The following is a 16,393-nucleotide window of genomic DNA, read 5'->3' as shown; positions in this document are numbered from 1 at the left end:
ATGCTTTCCCCCAAAGCTAAAGAGTGTTTACTAAGTCAACCTACCGTGGACGGCAAAAGACCGCGATGGGCAGAAATGCCCATCGCGGCGGCAATGCCGATTACGGCAGTTGGGCAGGGCTGCCCTGCGAGCTAGGACGCGGCGGTGAAAAGCTTCACGGCGTCGCGCATGGACGCCCGGGCACGCTTGCGGTCTCCGGCGGCATCGTAGGCGCAGCTCAGCCGGAACCATGAACGCCAGTCGTCGGGAGCGGCCTCAGCCTCGGCCCGGTACTTTTCGAATTCGGCATCTGCAGCCGCCCGGACAATCCGGCCGCCGGGCGTGCGCGGGAGCTCGTCCACCGGCAGGCCGCCTTCGGCCTCCAGGACCTTGGCCATTTGCTCCGTGCGGGCACCGAACATCAGCTCGCGGATCAGGGCCCAGGCGCCAACAATGGGCAGCACCAGGTAGGCGGCGCCGATGGCCTTGGCGGTCAGGTTGCTGTCCGACAGGAGCAGGAGTGAGCGCTGGAAGGACACCACCAGGTAGAACACCAGCAACAGCGTTACCGCTGCCACCCAGATCTTGGTGCGGTTCTTCCGGAAGCCGGCTGCCAGCCCGTTCACGGCCTAAAGCCCCAGGTCCAGGTAACCGTCCAGGCCAACGGTGAGGCCGGGGTGTGCAGCAACGTTGCGCACACCCAGGAGCACGCCCGGCATGAAGGAAGCACGGTCAAAGGAGTCGTGGCGGAGGGTCAGCTGCTCACCGGGACCTCCCAGGAGCACTTCCTGGTGTGCCACGAGCCCGCGGAGCCGGACGCTGTGCACGCGGACGCCATCCACTTCGCAGCCGCGTGCGCCGGCGCGTTCACTGGTGGTGGCATCGGGGCTGGGCGGCACCTGTGCAGCAGCACGTTCCGCAGCGATGAGCTGTGCGGTGCGGACGGCGGTGCCGGAAGGGGCATCCACCTTGTCCGGGTGGTGCAGTTCGATGATCTCCACCGATTCGAAGTACTTGGACGCCTTCGCGGCGAACGCGGAGGCCAGCACGGAGCCGAGGGCGAAGTTCGGCGCGATCAGGACGCCCGTCTCCGGGTGCTCGGCCAGCAGGGATTCCAGTGCGGACAGGCGTTCCGCGTCCCAACCGGTGGTGCCCACCACGGCGTGGATTCCGTGCTCGACGGCGAAGCGGACGTTCGCTTCGGTGCTTTCGGGGACCGTGAGGTCCACCAGGTACTGGGCACCAGAGGTGGTCAGCTGTTCCAGCGAGTCACCCCGTCCGAGGGCTGCGACGAGCTTCATGTCGGGAGCGGCGTCGATAGCCTTGACGGCCTCGGCGCCCATGCGTCCAGTGGCGCCGAGGACGGCCACCAGCTTGGGAACGGAGTGTTGTTCGGTCATGGCATTAACCCTACCGGCGGCGGTGGTTGGTGCAGGAACCGGGCGGCATGCGTTACCTCGCGGTGGGTCAGCCGCCTGCGCCTACCCATTCCACGGTGCCGTCGGAGAAGAACTGTTCCTTCCAAATGGGCACCTGTTCCTTGATGCGGTCCACGAGTTCGGAGCAGACGGCGAAGGCCTGGCCGCGGTGCGCGGCGGACACGGCGCACACCAGCGCGGGGTCGCCGATTTCCAGCATGCCGATGCGATGTGCTGCCCAGATGCGGACAGGCTGTTCAGCCCCGGCATCCCCTTCCGGGTCCTGTTCGGCAACAAGGCGGGCGACGACGTCGGCCATCACCTGGTGTGCCGTGGGATGCGCGCTGTAGCTGAGGCGCTGGACAGCCTTGCCGCCGTCGTGGTTGCGCACCACGCCGCTGAAGCTGACCACCGCGCCCGCGGTGTCGCTTTCCACCGCCGCTATGGCCTGGTCCACAGAGATGGGGTCCGGGCTCAGGACTGCCCTTACTACTTCGAATGCTTCAGTGCCCATGTCCGCCTTCCAACTGGTCGCAGAGGTGCCCGATCAGCGGGTCCAGGACGGTGAGCCCGTCCATGACGCCCTTGGGTGAACCGGGCAGGTTCACGATGAACGTGTGCCCTGCGGCGCCGGCGTAACCCCGGCTCAGGGACGCGAGCGGGGTTTTGGCAGCGCCCGCCCTCCTGATCGCCTCCATGATCCCGGGGATCTCCCGGTCCAGGAGCGGCAGGGTGACATCCGGCGTGCGGTCGTCGGGGCTTAGCCCGGTGCCGCCGCTGGTGATGATGACGGCGGGGTGCTGGGTGAGGAGCGCCCTGATGGCGGCACCTGCCGGGTCACCGTCGGGGACCACCATGGCCGGGAACACGTCAAAGCCATGCTCGGCGAGCCAGTCTGTAATCACGGGGCCGGTTTCGTCTTCGTAAATGCCGGCGGCCGCACGGGTGGAGGCAACGACGACGCCGGCCTTCCGCCCCTGTACCTCGCCGTGCACATGTGGGGCGGCCGCGCTGAAAGGTGTGGTCACAGTGCCCAGTCTCCGCTCTTGCCGCCGCTCTTGGCCAGCACCTTGATATCCGTCAGGACCGCGTGCTTGTCCACGGCCTTGATCATGTCGTAAACGCTCAGCGCCGCCACGGAGGCCGCCGTCAGGGCCTCCATTTCCACCCCGGTGACGCCGCGGGTTTTCACCGTGGAGCTGATGGTGACGGCCGCCGGACCAAGGTCGAAGTCGACCGTCACCTTGGACAGCGGCAGCGGATGGCAGAGCGGAATCAGGTCCGGGGTCTTCTTGGCGGCCATGATGCCGGCCACGCGGGCAACGGCCAGTGCATCCCCCTTCGGGAGCCCGCCGGTGCCCAGGAGCTGCATCACTTCGGCGGTGGTCCGGACCGTGGCGGTGGCCGTCGCCTCCCGGGTGGTCTCTGCCTTGGCGGAAACATCCACCATCTGGGCGCTGCCGTCCTGGCGCAGGTGCGTCAGGGCGGGGGTCTGTTCTGCGTTCACAGCATCCATACTTCCACCTCGTCCCCGGCAGCGAGTTCCGTTACGCCGGCAGGAACGTGGACCAGGACGTTCGAACCTGCCAGCGCGTGCATCAGGTGCGAGCTCTCGCCGCCTTCCAGCCGTACCGTCCCGTCCGGCTGCAGGCTGCCCCGCCGGACCTGGTGTTTGGGCCCGGGGGACCTGAGTTGCTGGGCTTGCCCTTCAAGGTCAAGGCGGGCGCGCAGGGGCAGCCGGGCCGCCGGTGCCCCGAGCAAGGTCGACAGGGCGGGCCGGAGGAACATCTCGAAGGACACCAGGCAGCTGACAGGATTGCCGGGAAACCCAAGGAAGGGGACGCCGTCGAACGTTCCGATTCCCTGGGGGCCACCGGGCTGCATTGCGACGTGAAGGAAGTCGACCGGTTGTTCCGCCATGGCCTGCCGCACCACCTCGTAGGCTCCCTTGCTGACCCCGCCGGTCGTGACGATCAGGTCCGCGTCCCGGCCTTCCGTCCGCAGTAGCGCCTGGAGTTCCGCAGGGTTGTCGTTGGAGATCCCGGCGCGGCGGACGCGAAGCCCTGCCTGCGTCATTGCCGCTTCCAGGAGGGTTCCGTTGGAGTCGTAGATCTTGCCCTCCGGCAGGGGCCGGCCCGGTTCAACTACCTCGTCCCCGGTGGTGACGAGCAGGACGGTCACCGCCCGGTACACCTCCACCTCCGTTATGCCAAGGGCGGCGAGCAGTCCCAGTTGCGCCGGCCCCAGGCAGGTTCTGGCGGCGAGCGCCCGCTCCCCTGCCGCAATGTCGCTGCCGGCGGCGCGCACGTACGTTCCCGGGGCGGTGGCAGGCAGCGTCACAACAGTGCCGTCCTGCTCCGGAAGGAAGTGGTCAGGCACCGATTTTTCAATAGGTACGACGGCGTCAGCCCCCGCCGGGATCATCGCACCTGTCATGATGGGCGCCGCAGCCCCCGGCCCAAGCGGCTGCGGGCTCGACCCGGCGGGAATGGGAGGCATGATGCGCAGCTCAGCGCCGCCGTCGGGGATGTCCGCGGAACGGACGGCATACCCGTCCATCTGGGAGTTGGCGAAGGGGGGAAGGCTGAGCGGAGCAAGGAGTCCGTGCACCAGCGCCCGGCCCAGGGCATCAGGCAGGGGAACAACTTCAGTGCGGGATTCTACCGCCAGCGGGGCGAGGAGGTCAGTGACTGCGGCCAGATGCGCGGCGACGGAGCGGGCGTTGTGGGCCTTGCCCGCAGGGGCGTGATGCGCAGTGGTCATGGGTACGCCTTTGGTCGCGGCCGTCAGGATTTCACGTCCACTCTAACCGTGTGGAATCCGGTGGCCCCGTCAGGCGCGGGCGGCCGTGATGTTTCATCCTGGGGCCGGCCGTTCATGTCGGTCGCGCGGACCTGGATTTCGTACTGCCCCGGTGTGAGGTCGACGGTCAGCTTCCACTGGTACCAAGTGTCGGCGGAGATGCCGGGCGCCAGCTCGGCTTCCCGCCAGGGCCCCCGGTTGAGCCGCACTTCCACCTTCCCGATGCCGGTGTGCTGGGCCCAGGCGACGCCGGCAAATACAACGGTTCCCGGGCTGACCGGGCGCCCGCTGCGCGGCACGTCGATCCGCGACGACGTCTTGATGGGTCCGCGCTCGGACCAGCCCCGCGGGGTCCAGTACCCGGCGTCGTCGGCAAACCTGGTGACCTTGAGTTCCGTCAGCCACTTGGTTGCCGAAACATAACCGTAAAGGCCGGGGACAACCAACCGGACGGGGAAGCCGTGCTCCAGCGGCAGTGGTTCACCGTTCATGCCGACGGCCAGCAGGGCATCCCGGTTATCCGTCAGCACCTCCAGGGGCGTTCCGGCGGTCCAGCCGTCGGTGCTGCGCGAGAGCACCATGTCGGATCCCGGCTGCGGTCCTGCCAGTGCCAGCAGGTCCCTGACCGGCCAGCCCAGCCAGCGGGCGTTGCCGATCAGGTCGCCGCCCACGTTGTTGGAGACGCAGGCGATGGTGATGTGGCGTTCGGTCAGGGGTTTGGCCATCAGGTCCGCGAAGGAGAGCTGGACCTCCCGGGGCCACCATGCCGGTGACTTTGAGCAGCCAGGTATCCGGGTTGACCGCCGGGACGGTGAGGGCTGTATCGATCCGGTAGAAGTCACGGTTTGGCGTGACCAGCGGCGGCATTCCCGCCACGCCGGACTCCGCGGCCGCCGGGATTGGCGGCGCCGGAGATGCCGGCGTTGGAAGGGTGATGCGGGCCCTGGCTTCGCTGACCGCGTTGGCGGCACCGCGCCAGATACCCGCCACGGCCCCGGCAACGGCGGCCAAAGCCGCGGTGCCGGCGAGGGCCTGGAGGAAGCTGCGGCGGGACCGGGATGGTGTGGGATCTGCTGTCCTTTCGCCGTCGCGGGTTGAGGCCGCTGACTGCCACGCCGCGAGCTTGCCCACCAGGAGCCGCAACAGCACGACGGCGGCACCCGCGGCCAGAAGCGGAAGCAGGAGTGCGACCGGGGCCGCTTGGGAACGCGTCAGGACTGCGGCAGCCCCGGCGAGGCCGAAGATGCCCGCCAGGACGGCCCCAGTGAACCGCCTCCGGAACTCAAGCACTCCGGCCAGTGCCGCCAGCCCGGCGATGACCAGCGCCATGCCCGTCAGCAGGGCAGCCTTATCGGCCGTACCGAAAAGGGAGATGGCCCAGTCCTTCACACCGGGAGGAACGGCATCGATCACCACTCCGCCGACGCCGGTCAACGGGGACAGGGACGGGCTGGCGAATCCTGCCAGCAACTCCCCCGCGGCGACCCCGCCGGCGACGGCCACCATCCCGGCGGCAGCGGCCCAACGCCCCCTTGTGTCCCGCACCCTAGCGCGCGGGACTCCCGGTTGCCGGACGGAACGTTCCGGCCGCCCCTGAAGGCCGCCGCCGTCGTCGTCCGCCCCGTACCTGTGCCCGGAACTGTTCACAACTCCCAGCATAGGTTCGTGGCACCCGGGTGACGCCGGGCCGGTCAGGGTGTGATGTGCCGCTCAAGGTGGCGTAGCCTGAATTCATGAGTGTCCAGCTAGGCATGCCCCAGCCGCGGGAGGAAGCAGCATCGGCCCTGCCGGGCGTTCCCCGTGCCAGGCCCGCGGATGCACCGGCCGGCCTGGCGGACCGATACGGCCGCCGCGCCACGGACATGAGGCTGTCCCTGACCGACAAATGCAACCTCCGCTGCACCTACTGCATGCCTGCCGAAGGCCTCGAGTGGTTGGCCAAGCAGGCAGTCATGTCCGCTGAAGAGATCGTGCGGATCGTCAAGGTGGGCGTGGATCAGCTGGGCGTCCGGGAGCTGCGGCTGACGGGCGGCGAGCCGCTGGTCCGGCACGACCTGGTGGACATCATCGCAGCCCTGCGGCGCAACCATCCGGACCTTCCGATCTCCATGACCACCAACGCCGTTGGCCTGGCGAAAAAGGCGGCCGCGCTCAAGGATGCCGGGCTGACGCGCATCAACGTCTCACTTGATTCCCTGCACGAGGAAACGTTCACCAAGCTGACCCGCCGTCCCTTCCTGAACCAGGTCCTCGCCGGTGTTGACGCCGCGTGGGCTGCCGGGCTGGGACCGGTCAAGCTGAACGCTGTCCTGATGCGCGGGATCAACGATGCCGAGTCGCCGCAACTGCTGGCCTGGGCCCTGGAGCGCGGGTACGAATTGCGGTTCATCGAGCAGATGCCCCTCGACGCCGACCACGGCTGGACGCGCCGCAACATGATGACCGCCGCCGAGATCCGCGGGCTGCTGTCCCGGGACTTCGTCCTCAGTCCCGATCCGCGGGAACGCGACGGCGCCCCTGCGGAGCGCTTTGAAGTACGACGGCGGGCGGCAGGTTCTCCTGATCCGGAGGGTCCCGTGCTGGGAACGGTGGGGATTATCGCCTCCGTCACCGAGCCCTTCTGCTCCGACTGCCGGCGCACCAGGATCACCGCCGAAGGCAAGATCATGAGTTGCCTGTTCTCGCGCGAGGAATACGACCTCCTGGGCCTGCTGCGCGCGGGTGCGAGCGACGCCGAGCTGGCGCACCGGTGGCAGGACGCCATGTGGATCAAACCCAAAGCCCACGGCATGGACCACGTGGGACTGGACGCCCCGGACTTCGTCCAGCCGGACCGCAGCATGAGTGCCATCGGGGGCTGACCGGAATGCTTGTACGCTACTTTGCTGCCGCACGCGCCGCCGCCGGTTTCGAGGAGGAGAAGTTCGACCTGCCCGGCGGCGCCACGGTGGCGGATCTGTTGGAGGCTGTTGCGGCCGTGGAGCGGCCGGAGCCTCCGTCGGGGACTCCCCCGCTGCCCAGTATCCTTTCCCGCAGCAGTTTCCTGCTCAATGAGGTGGCCGTGCGGGACCAGGCAACCGTGCTGGGTCCCGACGACGTCGTCGACGTGCTGCCGCCGTTCGCTGGGGGCTAGGCAGCAGGCTTTCCGGCCCTTGGGGTCCTGCCTGCTTGACGTTGCTCTCGCCCCCACTCTAAATGTCAGAGCCTCATTGGATGATTCTTTTATGGCAGTCATCAGTGGTGTTGGGGCAGGTGTGGAAGGTGTTCATGCCTCTGTGGCCGCCCTGGATGCGCTGGACGCCATGAGTGTGCTGGAGCGGGAGGATTCTTACCTGGCGTCCGGGGTTGGTGTTGGTTCGGGTGTTGATGTCCTGCGGCGGCGGTACGAGATCCGGCTGGAACGGCTGGAACTCGCGGCCCGGTTGGAGGCGCAGCTCGCGGCGATGAAGGCACGGGATGCAGCCGAGGCGGTCGGCTTCCAGCAGGCCATGACCCCGCCGGACGCGTCTGTCCGGGACCGCACCTACGCCGAGATGTCCGTCGTGGAGGAGATCGCCGGGGTCCTGACCATCAGCTCCGCCGCCGCAGGTGCTCTGGTGGAGCAGTCCCGGAAGATCTGCTCCCTGCCACCGGTGTTCCAGGCCCTGGCCACCGGGGCCATGTCCTGGCAGCACGCAAGGGTTATCGCCGATGAAACCGAGGGCCTTGATCCGGCCGGTGCTGCTGCGCTGGTGGCGCACTTCTTCGACCCCGACGCACCCCACCCCGCCCGCGGCGCAGCCCCTGGCGAACTCGTCCCCTCCCGCTTCCGGGCCAAAGTCCGCGCCTGGCGCGAACGCCACCACCCCGAGACACTGCAGAAACGCCACGCCAAAGGGGTGGCGGACCGGCGGATGGAATACACCCCGGACCGGGACGGCATGGCCTGGGTCTCGCTCTACCTCCCCGGCGACACCGCCTGCGCCATCTGGAACCGCACCACCGCCACCGCCCGCGGCCTCCAAGGCCCCAACGAACCACGCACCATCACCCAACTCCGCCCCGACATCGCAGCATCCCTGCTCCTTGGATCAGCAAGCGAACCCGGCAAGGTCCCCACCCCGCGGGCCGACGTCCTGGTCACGGTGCCGGTGTTCTCCCTCCTCGGACTCACGGATGAGCCCGCAACGCTGGACGGGTTAGGGCCCATCCCGGCATCCATGGCCCGGAAACTGGTCGCCGACGGGGCGGACTCCTTCTACCGGGTCCTGGTGGACCCGAGAGACGGGGCACCCTTGGAGATCGGCCGGAAGAACTACCGGCTCACCGAAACCATCAAACGCTGGATCAGGATGCGCGACGGCAAATGCACCTTCCCCGGCTGCACCAACGGCACCCCGGACAACGACACCGACCACCTTCAGGCCTGGGAACACGGCGGAACCACCGGGGCCAGCAATCTGGCACAGCTCTGCCCGAAACACCACCGGCTCAAACACCACACCCAATGGACACCAGAGCCGGCAACAGAAGACAGATCACCCGGCTGGACCTCACCCACCGGCCGCCACTACAAACCCGAACACCCCCACCCAGAACCCACCCACTGGCCACCGGGAATCCTGCCGGCGGAAGCTATCGTGGCTGCCATGTCGGTGGACGCTCCACAGTGGCAGCAACTGCTCGCGGGCATGCCTGATTGGGCCGATCCACCACCCGAAGATCCACCCGGCCAAAACCTGCTCGAGCCGGGCGAACTATGCCCGACAGATCCACTGTGGGAGGACTTCTACGCGCAGCCCTTCATCCTGCCACCCGACCCGTTGCAGGAACTGGGAATGGGAAGCGCTGGAATCACAAACGTATTGCCAGCGCCGGACCGGCTAGCCGCCCGACCGGTGTCAAACGATCAGTATTGATGGGTCGGCAAGGCGCGCGGCCCGCAGGCAAGTACCGGGCACTCAGACACGGTGGAAGACAGACCGCATGAATGGCCTGTAGCTTGTGCCCTTTCCGTTCCTGGTGACTGGCGCTTTAGCGTCCGGCACCCCTTCACGCGCGGCCTCACGGGTTGCCCGCAATTCGCTGATATGCTGCAGCACGCCGGCCTCGACACTGATGGCGTGGCGCGTCCAGCCCGCACTGCTTGGCCGCTCAAGCCGGATGACGCCGTCGTGCCAAGTACAGCGCACGGCGGCAGCGGGCGGCACCCCAGTACTGTCGACGTAGTACCACAGGACGTCATTATGGTCTGGATCGACCGTGAAGATGCCGTGGCCCTCGAAGTGCGTACCGTCAGCCTCGACATGCCGATAGCTCTGGACGACCCCGATGCCGCCGGCCATCGGGCTGTAAGAAACCTCAGCGTCCACGGTGCGCTCGGGTCCCCAGGGACCGGCGGCGAGTATGGTGCTTCCCCGCCAATGGCCAAGCAGCCCGGAAAGGGCGGGGTGGGCACCCGGCGCGGGCCCGTCGTCGTCATTGTGGAGCCCGTAGCCGGGTCCACGCGCGGATCCCTCCACGACATTCCCCTTACCCCGGCGGCCAGGGAGCGGCACCGGATGGGGTTATCTTAAGCCCCCGCCCGGCCGTGTCCGTGCAAAGTGAGCGCGAGCAGCTGGACAGAAGCCGGGCCGCCAGCGTCCTACAGCCCGAAGGTTTCCGTCTCCTCGAAGGGGCCCACGACGGTGATGGTCCGCGGCGCGGCGGCGAGTTCGGCGGCCAGTTCCTGGACCTGTTCGGCGGTGACAGCCTTGATCAGGCGGAGGGTCTCGTCGATGTCCTGGTATTCCCCGGAGACCAGCTCGGCCCGGCCCAGACGGGACATCCGGGAGCCGGTGTCCTCCAGTGCCAAAACGATCCCACCGCCGAGCTGCCCCACTGCCTTGCGGAGTTCGTCGTCGGATATTCCGTGTTCGGCGAGTTTGTCCAGCTCTACGCCCAGCAGGTCCACCACCTGGCGGACCTTGGACGGCGTGCAGCCGGCATACATGCCGAAGTAGCCGGCGTCGGCGTAGGACGAGGCAAAGGAGTAGGTGGAGTACACCAGGCCGCGCTTCTCGCGGACTTCCTGGAACAGCCTGGAGGACATGCCGCCGCCCAGGACCGCGTTCAGTACGCTCATCACGTAGCGGCGTTCGTCGGTGGCGACGATCGTGGGGCATCCCATGATGATGTTTGCCTGCTCCACGGCACGCTTGACCACGTGCAGACCGGCCGTCCCGGTAATCAGCGCGCGTTCGGTGGAACGGCGCTGCACGGGTGCCGCGTCGGACTGCAGCGACCAGCCGGCAGACTCGAGGGCATCCACCACAAGTCCGCATACGACGTCGTGGTCCAGGCCGCCTGCCGCGGTGATGACCAGTTCCTCCGGCTTGTAGTACCGGCGGTAGTGCTCCCACACCGAGTCCCGGGCCACGGCCCTGATCGCGGCGGGCGTGCCGCCGATGGGACGGCCCAGCGGGTGGCTGCCAAGGACCGCGGCGACAAAATGCTCGTGGGCAACGTCGGTGGGGTCATCGCTGTCCATGGCGATTTCTTCCAGGATGACGTCGCGTTCCTGCTCCATCTCATCCGGGTCCAGTACGGCCCCGGTGATCATGTCCGCAATGACGTCGATGGCCATGGGCAGGTCGGTGTCCAGGACCCGGGCAAAGTAGCAGGTGCTTTCCTTGGCTGTTGCCGCGTTGGATTCCCCGCCCACCTCATCGAACGCCGAAGCGATCTCCAGGGCGGTGCGCCGCTTGGTGCCCTTGAACAGCAGGTGCTCGAGGAAGTGGGTGGACCCGTGCTGGCCGGGGGCCTCATCCCGGGACCCGACGCCCACCCAGAACCCGATGGTGGCTGACCGCTGGCCCGGCATCGCCTCCGTCAGTACCCGCACGCCTCCTGGCAGCACTGAACGGCGGACCTCGGACCCGCCGTCGGAGCCGTGGACCAGGGTGTCGCCGGCGTGGTTCTGCTCAAGCGGCAGGGGTACAACAGTCATTGATGCCTTTCAGGAGGGGCAGCCGGATCTGGCTGCCATCGTAACAGCGGCGGGACCGGTGGATCATCCACCGGTCCCGCCGATTCATGCTTGTGCCGGGAAGCCCGGGCTGTTAGACCTCGGCGCCCTCAGCAGGCTCCGTGGCGTGAACGCGCTCGGTCTCGTCGGCGCCTTCCTCTTCGGCCACGACGGGCGACAGGGACAGCTTTCCACGGTCATCGATCTTGGTGATTTCCACCTGGATCTTCTGGCCCACGGAAACAACATCGTCGACATTGTCCACGCGCTTGCCGCCTGCGATCTTGCGGAGCTCGGAGATGTGCAGGAGGCCGTCCTTGCCCGGGGTCAGCGACACGAAGGCACCGAAGGTGGTGGTCTTGACGACCGTGCCCAGGTAGCGTTCGCCGATCTCGGGGACCTGCGGGTTGGCGATGGCGTTGATGGCGGAGCGTGCTGCGTCGGCAGACGGGCCGTTGGTGGCGCCAATGTAGACGGTGCCGTCGTCCTCGATGGAGATGTCGGCGCCGGTGTCCTCCTGGATCTGGTTGATCATCTTGCCCTTGGGGCCAATGACCTCGCCGATCTTGTCCACGGGGATCTTGACGGCGATGACGCGCGGTGCGAACTCGGAGAGCTCGTCCGGGGTGTCGATGGCCGAGTTGATGACCTCGAGGATGTGCAGGCGGGCTTCGCGGGCCTGCTTCAGTGCTGCTGCCAGCACGGAAGCGGGGATGCCGTCGAGCTTGGTGTCCAGCTGGATGGCCGTGACGAACTCGGAGGTACCGGCAACCTTGAAGTCCATGTCACCGAAGGCATCTTCGGCGCCGAGGATGTCAGTCAGGGCTGCGTAGCGGGTCTGGCCGTCCACTTGGTCGGAAACCAGGCCCATGGCGATGCCGGCGACGGCGGCCTTCAGGGGCACACCGGCGTTCAGCAGGGACAGGGTGGAGGCGCAGACGGAACCCATCGACGTCGAACCGTTGGAGCCGAGCGCCTCGGACACCTGGCGGATGGCGTACGGGAATTCCTCGCGGGACGGCAGTACAGGCACGATGGCGCGTTCGGCCAGGGCGCCGTGGCCGATTTCGCGGCGCTTGGGCGAGCCCACGCGGCCGGTTTCACCGGTGGAGTACGGCGGGAAGTTGTAGTTGTGCATGTAGCGCTTGCGCGTCACCGGCGACAGCGAGTCGATCTGCTGTTCCATCTTGAGCATGTTCAGCGTGGTGACACCCATGATCTGGGTCTCGCCGCGCTCGAAGATGGCGGAACCGTGGACGCGGGGCAGGACCTCAACCTCGGCGGTGAGCTGGCGGATGTCCGTCAGGCCGCGGCCGTCGATGCGGACCTGGTCCTTCAGGATGCGCTGGCGCACCACGTGCTTGGTGACCGAGCGGAAAGCTGCGGAGAGTTCCTTCTCGCGGCCTTCGAACTGGCCTGCCAGGCTGGCAAGGACCTCGTCCTTGAGTGCGTCGGAAGCGTTGTCGCGTTCCTGCTTGTCCGCGATCTGGAAGACGGCGGCAAGCTTGTCGGCGGCAGCGGACTCGACGGCGGCGTAAGCGTCATCCTCGTAGTCCAGGAAGACCGGGAACTCGACCGTCGGCTTGGCAGCGCGTGCGGCGAGGTCGGCCTGGGCGTCGCAAAGTGCCTTGATGAAGGGCTTTGCAGCCTCCAGGCCCTCGGCCACAACCTCTTCGGTGGGGGCGGTGGCGCCCTGTTCCTTGATGAGGTTCCAGGAGTTGTCCGTGGCTTCGGCCTCGACCATCATGATGGCGACGTCATCACCGGCAACGCGGCCGGCAACCACCATGTTGAACACGGAGTTTTCCAGCTGGGAGTGCTTGGGGAAGGCAACCCACTGGGATCCGTTTTCGTCGTTCACCAGGGCAACGCGGACACCGCCGATGGGGCCGGAGAACGGCAGGCCGGACAGCTGGGTGGACATCGAGGAAGCATTGATGGCCACGACGTCGTACAGCTCGTCGGGGTTGATGGCCAGGACGGTCACTACGATCTGGACCTCGTTGCGCAGGCCCTTGATGAAGGCGGGGCGCAGCGGGCGGTCCATCAAGCGGCAGGCCAGGATGGCTTCGGTGGAGGGGCGGCCTTCGCGGCGGAAGAACGAGCCCGGGATGCGGCCCGCAGCGTACATGCGCTCTTCGACGTCGACGGTAAGGGGGAAGAAGTCGAAGCCTTCACGCGGGTGCTTGCCGGCGGTGGTGGCGGACAGCAGCGCAGTGTCATCGTCGATGTACACCATGGCTGCGCCGGCGGCCTGCTTGGCGAGGCGGCCGGTTTCGAAGCGGATTACACGCTTGCCGAAGCGGCCATTGTCAATGACTGCTTCTGAGAACTGGATTTCGGGACCCTCCAAGAGAGTCACCTCCGTTTCTGTTTGACGGAAGTCCAGCCGCATCAACCCAGCCCAGCATCTGTCTACTGGCCCTGCACCCGGTCATCGATCGAGACCCACGGGCCGCCGGCTTCTGTCGACGAAGCCGTTCCCGGGGATCACTACCGAGGACCGCGAATGCGTGATGCGGTTGATCCTCCTGTTTAGTTTTTCATTTGAAGAGGGCGGCCCGTTCCGGATGGGAAGGGCCGCCCCAAAGCCAGACTAGCGGCGCAGGCCGAGGCGCTCGATGAGCGAACGGTAGCGGGCGATGTCAGTCTTCTTGAGGTAGCCCAGCATGCGCTTGCGGCGACCAACCATGGCCAGCAGACCGCGCTGGGTGTGGTAGTCGTGCTTGTGCTCCTTCATGTGCTCAGTCAGATCCTTGATCCGCTGGGTCAGGACCGCAACCTGGACCTCCGGTGAACCGGTGTCGCCTTCGGCGGTTGCGTATTCCTTGATGATGGACTGCTTTACAGCGGCGTCAAGTGCCACAATTACTCCTTGGGAATGTGCCGTGAGGGCCCAGGTCAGTAACTCACTGCCGGGTCTGCCGCCAACGTCCTGAACCGGAAAACCGGAGGAGGCGCCAACAACAGGAGCCAGCCGCCACGGACTGCAGCCGGATCCATCGTCCAGTTTACCGGCCCCGGCCTAACCTTGTCGAAACAGTGCGGTCGCGGCAGTGTTGGCAGAACAGTCCAATCCGAACAGCGGGGCACTCAGCCCTGCAGCCGGTCCCGGATGGCCGCCATGCCCTGCAGCACTTCGGCGAAGCTGGTGCTCATCGGGGACAACCCCACCCGGATGCCGTGCGGCGAGCGGAAATCCGGAATAACGTCTCCGTCCCAGAGCGCTTCGACGGTGGCCTTGGTGAAGTCGGGGTGGTCCACGGTGATGTGGCCGCCCCGCTCCCCCGGCTCCCGGGGCGATGCCAGCTGCGCCCCCAGCGGGGCCAGCCATGCGTCGAAGACTTCCACGGCGAAATCGGTCAGTGCCACGGACTTTTCCCGGATGGCGGCCATGGACGCTTCCTCGATGAGGTCCAGGGTGCCCTGCATGGCAATCATGCCGAAGACGGCGGGAGTGCCGCTGAGGAAACCCCGGATGCCCTGGGCTGGTTCATAGCCGGCCCCCATTTCGAACGCGTCCTTGCGCCCCATCCAGCCCCAGATGGGCTGGTTCAGTGCGGGCAGGTGGCGGGCGTTGACGTAGGCAAAGGCCGGCGACCCCGGGCCTCCGTTCAGGTACTTGTACGTGCACCCGGCGGCAAAATCCACGTCCGCGCCGTCAAGGCCGATCTCCACCGACCCCGCGGAATGGCAAAGGTCCCACACCACCACGGCGCCGGCGTCGTGCACTGCCGCGGTGATGCCCGGCAGGTCGGCGAGGTGGCCGGAGCGGTAGGCGATCTGGCTGAGGAGTACGACGGCGGTGCGTGGCCCGGTGGCCTGGCGCACCTGCTCAAGGGTCACCCCGGCGGCGGGGTCCGGCTGGATCCACCGGAGGGTCAGGCCCTCCTCGAGGGCGATGCCCTCCACCAGGTACCGGTCGGTGGGAAAGTTTTCGGTGTCCAGCACGAGCTCGTTGCGGTCCGGGTCCTGCACCGCGGCAAGGGCTGCCCGGATCAGCTTGTACAGCACCACGGTGGTGGAGTCGGCGATGATGGTCTGCCCCGGAGCGGCGCCAAGGACCGCGCGGCCCAGCTGGTCGCCGATGGCCTGGGGCAGGGCAAGCCACTTCTCGTCCCAGCCCCTGATGAGCCGGCCTCCCCATTCATCCCGGATAAACGCGGCAACATCGTCGGCAGTGCGCTTCAGGGGCCGGCCCAGGGAGTTGCCGTCCAGGTAGGACAGCGGCGTGTCCGTGCCGATGAACAGGTCCCGGAAGCGAGCCAGGGAATCACGGCGGTCCAGCTCTTCGGCCCGCTGCCGGAGTTCGCCCAAGGCCACGTCGGTGCTGTTTTCCTGGTGGATGCTCATTGTCCAATCTCCGTCCTGACAGCGAATAGTTCCGGGAAGAACGTCAGTTCCAGGGCCTTCTGCAGGAAGGTCACACCGCTGGATCCACCCGTGCCGGTCTTCATGCCGATGGTCCGCTGCACGGTGCGCAGGTGCCGGAACCGCCAGAGCTGGAAGTTGTCCTCCAGGTCCACCAGTTCCTCGCACGCTTCGTAGGCGGCCCAGTTGTCCGCGGCGTTTTCGTAGATGTGCTTGAAGAGCGGGACCAGTTCCGGGGCGAACTCGTGGGCCAGCGTCACGTCCCGGTCCAGGACGGAACGGGGCACGTCGAACCCCTGCCGGGACAGGTAGGCCAGGAACTCGTCGTAGATGCTGGGTGCGGCCAGCAGCTCCGCCAGCATCCCGTGGGCCTCCGGGTCGGATTCGAAGATGGGCAACATCTTGCTGTTCTTGTTGCCAAGGACAAACTCCACCGCGCGGTACTGGGCGGACTGGAATCCGGACGAGTTGCCCAGGAAGCCGCGGAACTGCGAGTACTCGGTGGGCGTAAGGGTGGCCAGGACGGACCACTGCTCGGTGAGGGTCTTCTGGATGTGCTTGACCCGGGCAATGCCCTTGAGGGCCGAGCCCAGGTCGTCCTCCCGGAGCCAGGCGGCCGCGCTGCGCAGTTCGTGCAGGACCAGTTTCAGCCACAGCTCCGTGGTCTGGTGCTGGATGATGAACAGCAGCTCGTCGTGGTGCTCAGGCTGGCTGACCGGCTGCTGGGCACTGAGCAGGGTGGGAAGCTGCAGGTAGGAGGCGTAGCTCATCCGCGAGCTGAAGTCGCGGACAATCCCCTGGTCCAGGTTGCGGGTGTTCTTCTCGACGGACACGCACT

At 67.1% G+C, this 16,393-nt stretch carries 15 protein-coding genes and 1 pseudogene; 3 read left to right on the top strand and 13 right to left on the bottom strand.

Translation table 11 applies throughout. The features are described from left to right. Positions 1-131: 131 nt before the first annotated feature. The 7 genes and pseudogenes from LFT49_RS07930 to LFT49_RS07900 all read right to left on the bottom strand — a co-directional run bounded on the left by LFT49_RS07930 (position 132) and on the right by LFT49_RS07900 (position 5,705). Positions 132-605 carry a hypothetical protein gene (locus tag LFT49_RS07930; protein WP_236801924.1) on the bottom strand — a complete coding sequence of 158 codons (474 nt, stop codon included), beginning with the start codon at positions 603-605 and terminating at the stop codon, positions 132-134. Between the two features lie 3 nt (positions 606-608). Beyond that, positions 609-1,379, bottom strand: coding sequence for a 4-hydroxy-tetrahydrodipicolinate reductase (gene dapB, locus LFT49_RS07925; protein WP_236801923.1), 771 nt, complete (start codon positions 1,377-1,379; stop codon positions 609-611). A 67-nt stretch (positions 1,380-1,446) separates the two neighbouring features. Further along, positions 1,447-1,911 (bottom strand): molybdenum cofactor biosynthesis protein MoaE, encoded by a 465-nt coding sequence (locus tag LFT49_RS07920; RefSeq protein ID WP_236801922.1) that lies wholly within the window; start codon positions 1,909-1,911, stop codon positions 1,447-1,449. After that, positions 1,901-2,425, bottom strand: coding sequence for a MogA/MoaB family molybdenum cofactor biosynthesis protein (locus LFT49_RS07915; protein ID WP_236801921.1), 525 nt, complete (start codon positions 2,423-2,425; stop codon positions 1,901-1,903). The genes LFT49_RS07920 and LFT49_RS07915 overlap by 11 nt, the downstream gene beginning before the upstream one ends. Next, entirely contained in the window at positions 2,422-2,913 is a 492-nt protein-coding gene (gene moaC / locus LFT49_RS07910; protein WP_236821739.1) for a cyclic pyranopterin monophosphate synthase MoaC, read from the bottom strand. The genes LFT49_RS07915 and moaC overlap by 4 nt, the downstream gene beginning before the upstream one ends. Continuing rightward, positions 2,901-4,160 carry a molybdopterin molybdotransferase MoeA gene (locus LFT49_RS07905; protein ID WP_237430209.1) on the bottom strand — a complete coding sequence of 420 codons (1,260 nt, stop codon included), beginning with the start codon at positions 4,158-4,160 and terminating at the stop codon, positions 2,901-2,903. The genes moaC and LFT49_RS07905 overlap by 13 nt, the downstream gene beginning before the upstream one ends. 23 nt (positions 4,161-4,183) lie before the next feature. Then, positions 4,184-5,705 (bottom strand): annotated as a pseudogene (locus LFT49_RS07900) (molybdopterin-dependent oxidoreductase). 227 nt (positions 5,706-5,932) lie between these two features. On the opposite strand from LFT49_RS07900, the gene moaA reads away from it, so the two are divergent. The 3 genes from moaA (at position 5,933) to LFT49_RS07885 (ending at position 9,097) form a co-directional block, all read left to right on the top strand. Beyond that, positions 5,933-7,060 carry a GTP 3',8-cyclase MoaA gene (moaA, locus tag LFT49_RS07895; RefSeq protein WP_237430208.1) on the top strand — a complete coding sequence of 376 codons (1,128 nt, stop codon included), beginning with the start codon at positions 5,933-5,935 and terminating at the stop codon, positions 7,058-7,060. 5 nt (positions 7,061-7,065) lie between these two features. Beyond that, the gene (locus tag LFT49_RS07890; protein ID WP_236801917.1) at positions 7,066-7,332 is read left to right on the top strand and encodes a MoaD/ThiS family protein; all 267 of its coding nucleotides are present in this window, start codon (positions 7,066-7,068) and stop codon (positions 7,330-7,332) included. Between the two features lie 91 nt (positions 7,333-7,423). Continuing rightward, positions 7,424-9,097, top strand: a complete 1,674-nt coding sequence (locus tag LFT49_RS07885) for an HNH endonuclease signature motif containing protein (RefSeq protein ID WP_237430207.1) — start codon at positions 7,424-7,426, stop codon at positions 9,095-9,097. A 42-nt stretch (positions 9,098-9,139) separates the two neighbouring features. Here the strand turns inward: LFT49_RS07885 and LFT49_RS07880 are convergent, their stop codons facing one another. From LFT49_RS07880 to kynA, 6 genes are all read right to left on the bottom strand, one after another. Then, the gene (locus LFT49_RS07880) at positions 9,140-9,700 is read right to left on the bottom strand and encodes a DUF1579 domain-containing protein (RefSeq protein ID WP_336886859.1); all 561 of its coding nucleotides are present in this window, start codon (positions 9,698-9,700) and stop codon (positions 9,140-9,142) included. Between the two features lie 122 nt (positions 9,701-9,822). Next, positions 9,823-11,166 carry a M16 family metallopeptidase gene (locus LFT49_RS07875; RefSeq protein WP_236801915.1) on the bottom strand — a complete coding sequence of 448 codons (1,344 nt, stop codon included), beginning with the start codon at positions 11,164-11,166 and terminating at the stop codon, positions 9,823-9,825. Between the two features lie 112 nt (positions 11,167-11,278). Beyond that, positions 11,279-13,537 (bottom strand): polyribonucleotide nucleotidyltransferase, encoded by a 2,259-nt coding sequence (locus LFT49_RS07870; protein WP_236802821.1) that lies wholly within the window; start codon positions 13,535-13,537, stop codon positions 11,279-11,281. Positions 13,538-13,780: 243 nt separating this feature from the next. Continuing rightward, a complete protein-coding gene (rpsO, locus tag LFT49_RS07865; RefSeq protein WP_236801914.1) occupies positions 13,781-14,050 on the bottom strand; it encodes a 30S ribosomal protein S15 in 270 nt (89 codons plus the stop codon). Positions 14,051-14,277: 227 nt separating this feature from the next. Further along, a complete protein-coding gene (locus LFT49_RS07860) occupies positions 14,278-15,537 on the bottom strand; it encodes a kynureninase (protein WP_236821733.1) in 1,260 nt (419 codons plus the stop codon). Then, complete coding sequence (gene kynA, locus LFT49_RS07855; protein WP_236801912.1) at positions 15,534-16,388, bottom strand: tryptophan 2,3-dioxygenase; 855 nt, start codon at positions 16,386-16,388, stop codon at positions 15,534-15,536. The genes LFT49_RS07860 and kynA overlap by 4 nt, the downstream gene beginning before the upstream one ends. Positions 16,389-16,393: the final 5 nt, after the last annotated feature.

Origin of the sequence: Arthrobacter sp. FW306-06-A, assembly GCF_021870055.1 — a bacterium.
Lineage (GTDB): Bacteria > Actinomycetota > Actinomycetes > Actinomycetales > Micrococcaceae > Arthrobacter.
The sequence above is the reverse complement of the archived record's forward strand: the minus strand, read 5'-3'. Positions and strand labels throughout refer to the sequence as shown.

Coding starts and splice junctions, on each gene's coding strand:
- LFT49_RS07905 (WP_237430209.1), bottom strand. CDS start 4,160: ATGACCACTGCGCATCACGCCCCTGCGGGCAAGGCCCACAACGCCCGC.
- LFT49_RS07920 (WP_236801922.1), bottom strand. CDS start 1,911: ATGGGCACTGAAGCATTCGAAGTAGTAAGGGCAGTCCTGAGCCCGGAC.
- moaA (WP_237430208.1), top strand. CDS start 5,933: ATGAGTGTCCAGCTAGGCATGCCCCAGCCGCGGGAGGAAGCAGCATCG.
- LFT49_RS07885 (WP_237430207.1), top strand. CDS start 7,424: ATGGCAGTCATCAGTGGTGTTGGGGCAGGTGTGGAAGGTGTTCATGCC.
- LFT49_RS07890 (WP_236801917.1), top strand. CDS start 7,066: ATGCTTGTACGCTACTTTGCTGCCGCACGCGCCGCCGCCGGTTTCGAG.
- dapB (WP_236801923.1), bottom strand. CDS start 1,379: ATGACCGAACAACACTCCGTTCCCAAGCTGGTGGCCGTCCTCGGCGCC.
- moaC (WP_236821739.1), bottom strand. CDS start 2,913: ATGGATGCTGTGAACGCAGAACAGACCCCCGCCCTGACGCACCTGCGC.
- LFT49_RS07875 (WP_236801915.1), bottom strand. CDS start 11,166: ATGACTGTTGTACCCCTGCCGCTTGAGCAGAACCACGCCGGCGACACC.
- LFT49_RS07860 (WP_236821733.1), bottom strand. CDS start 15,537: ATGAGCATCCACCAGGAAAACAGCACCGACGTGGCCTTGGGCGAACTC.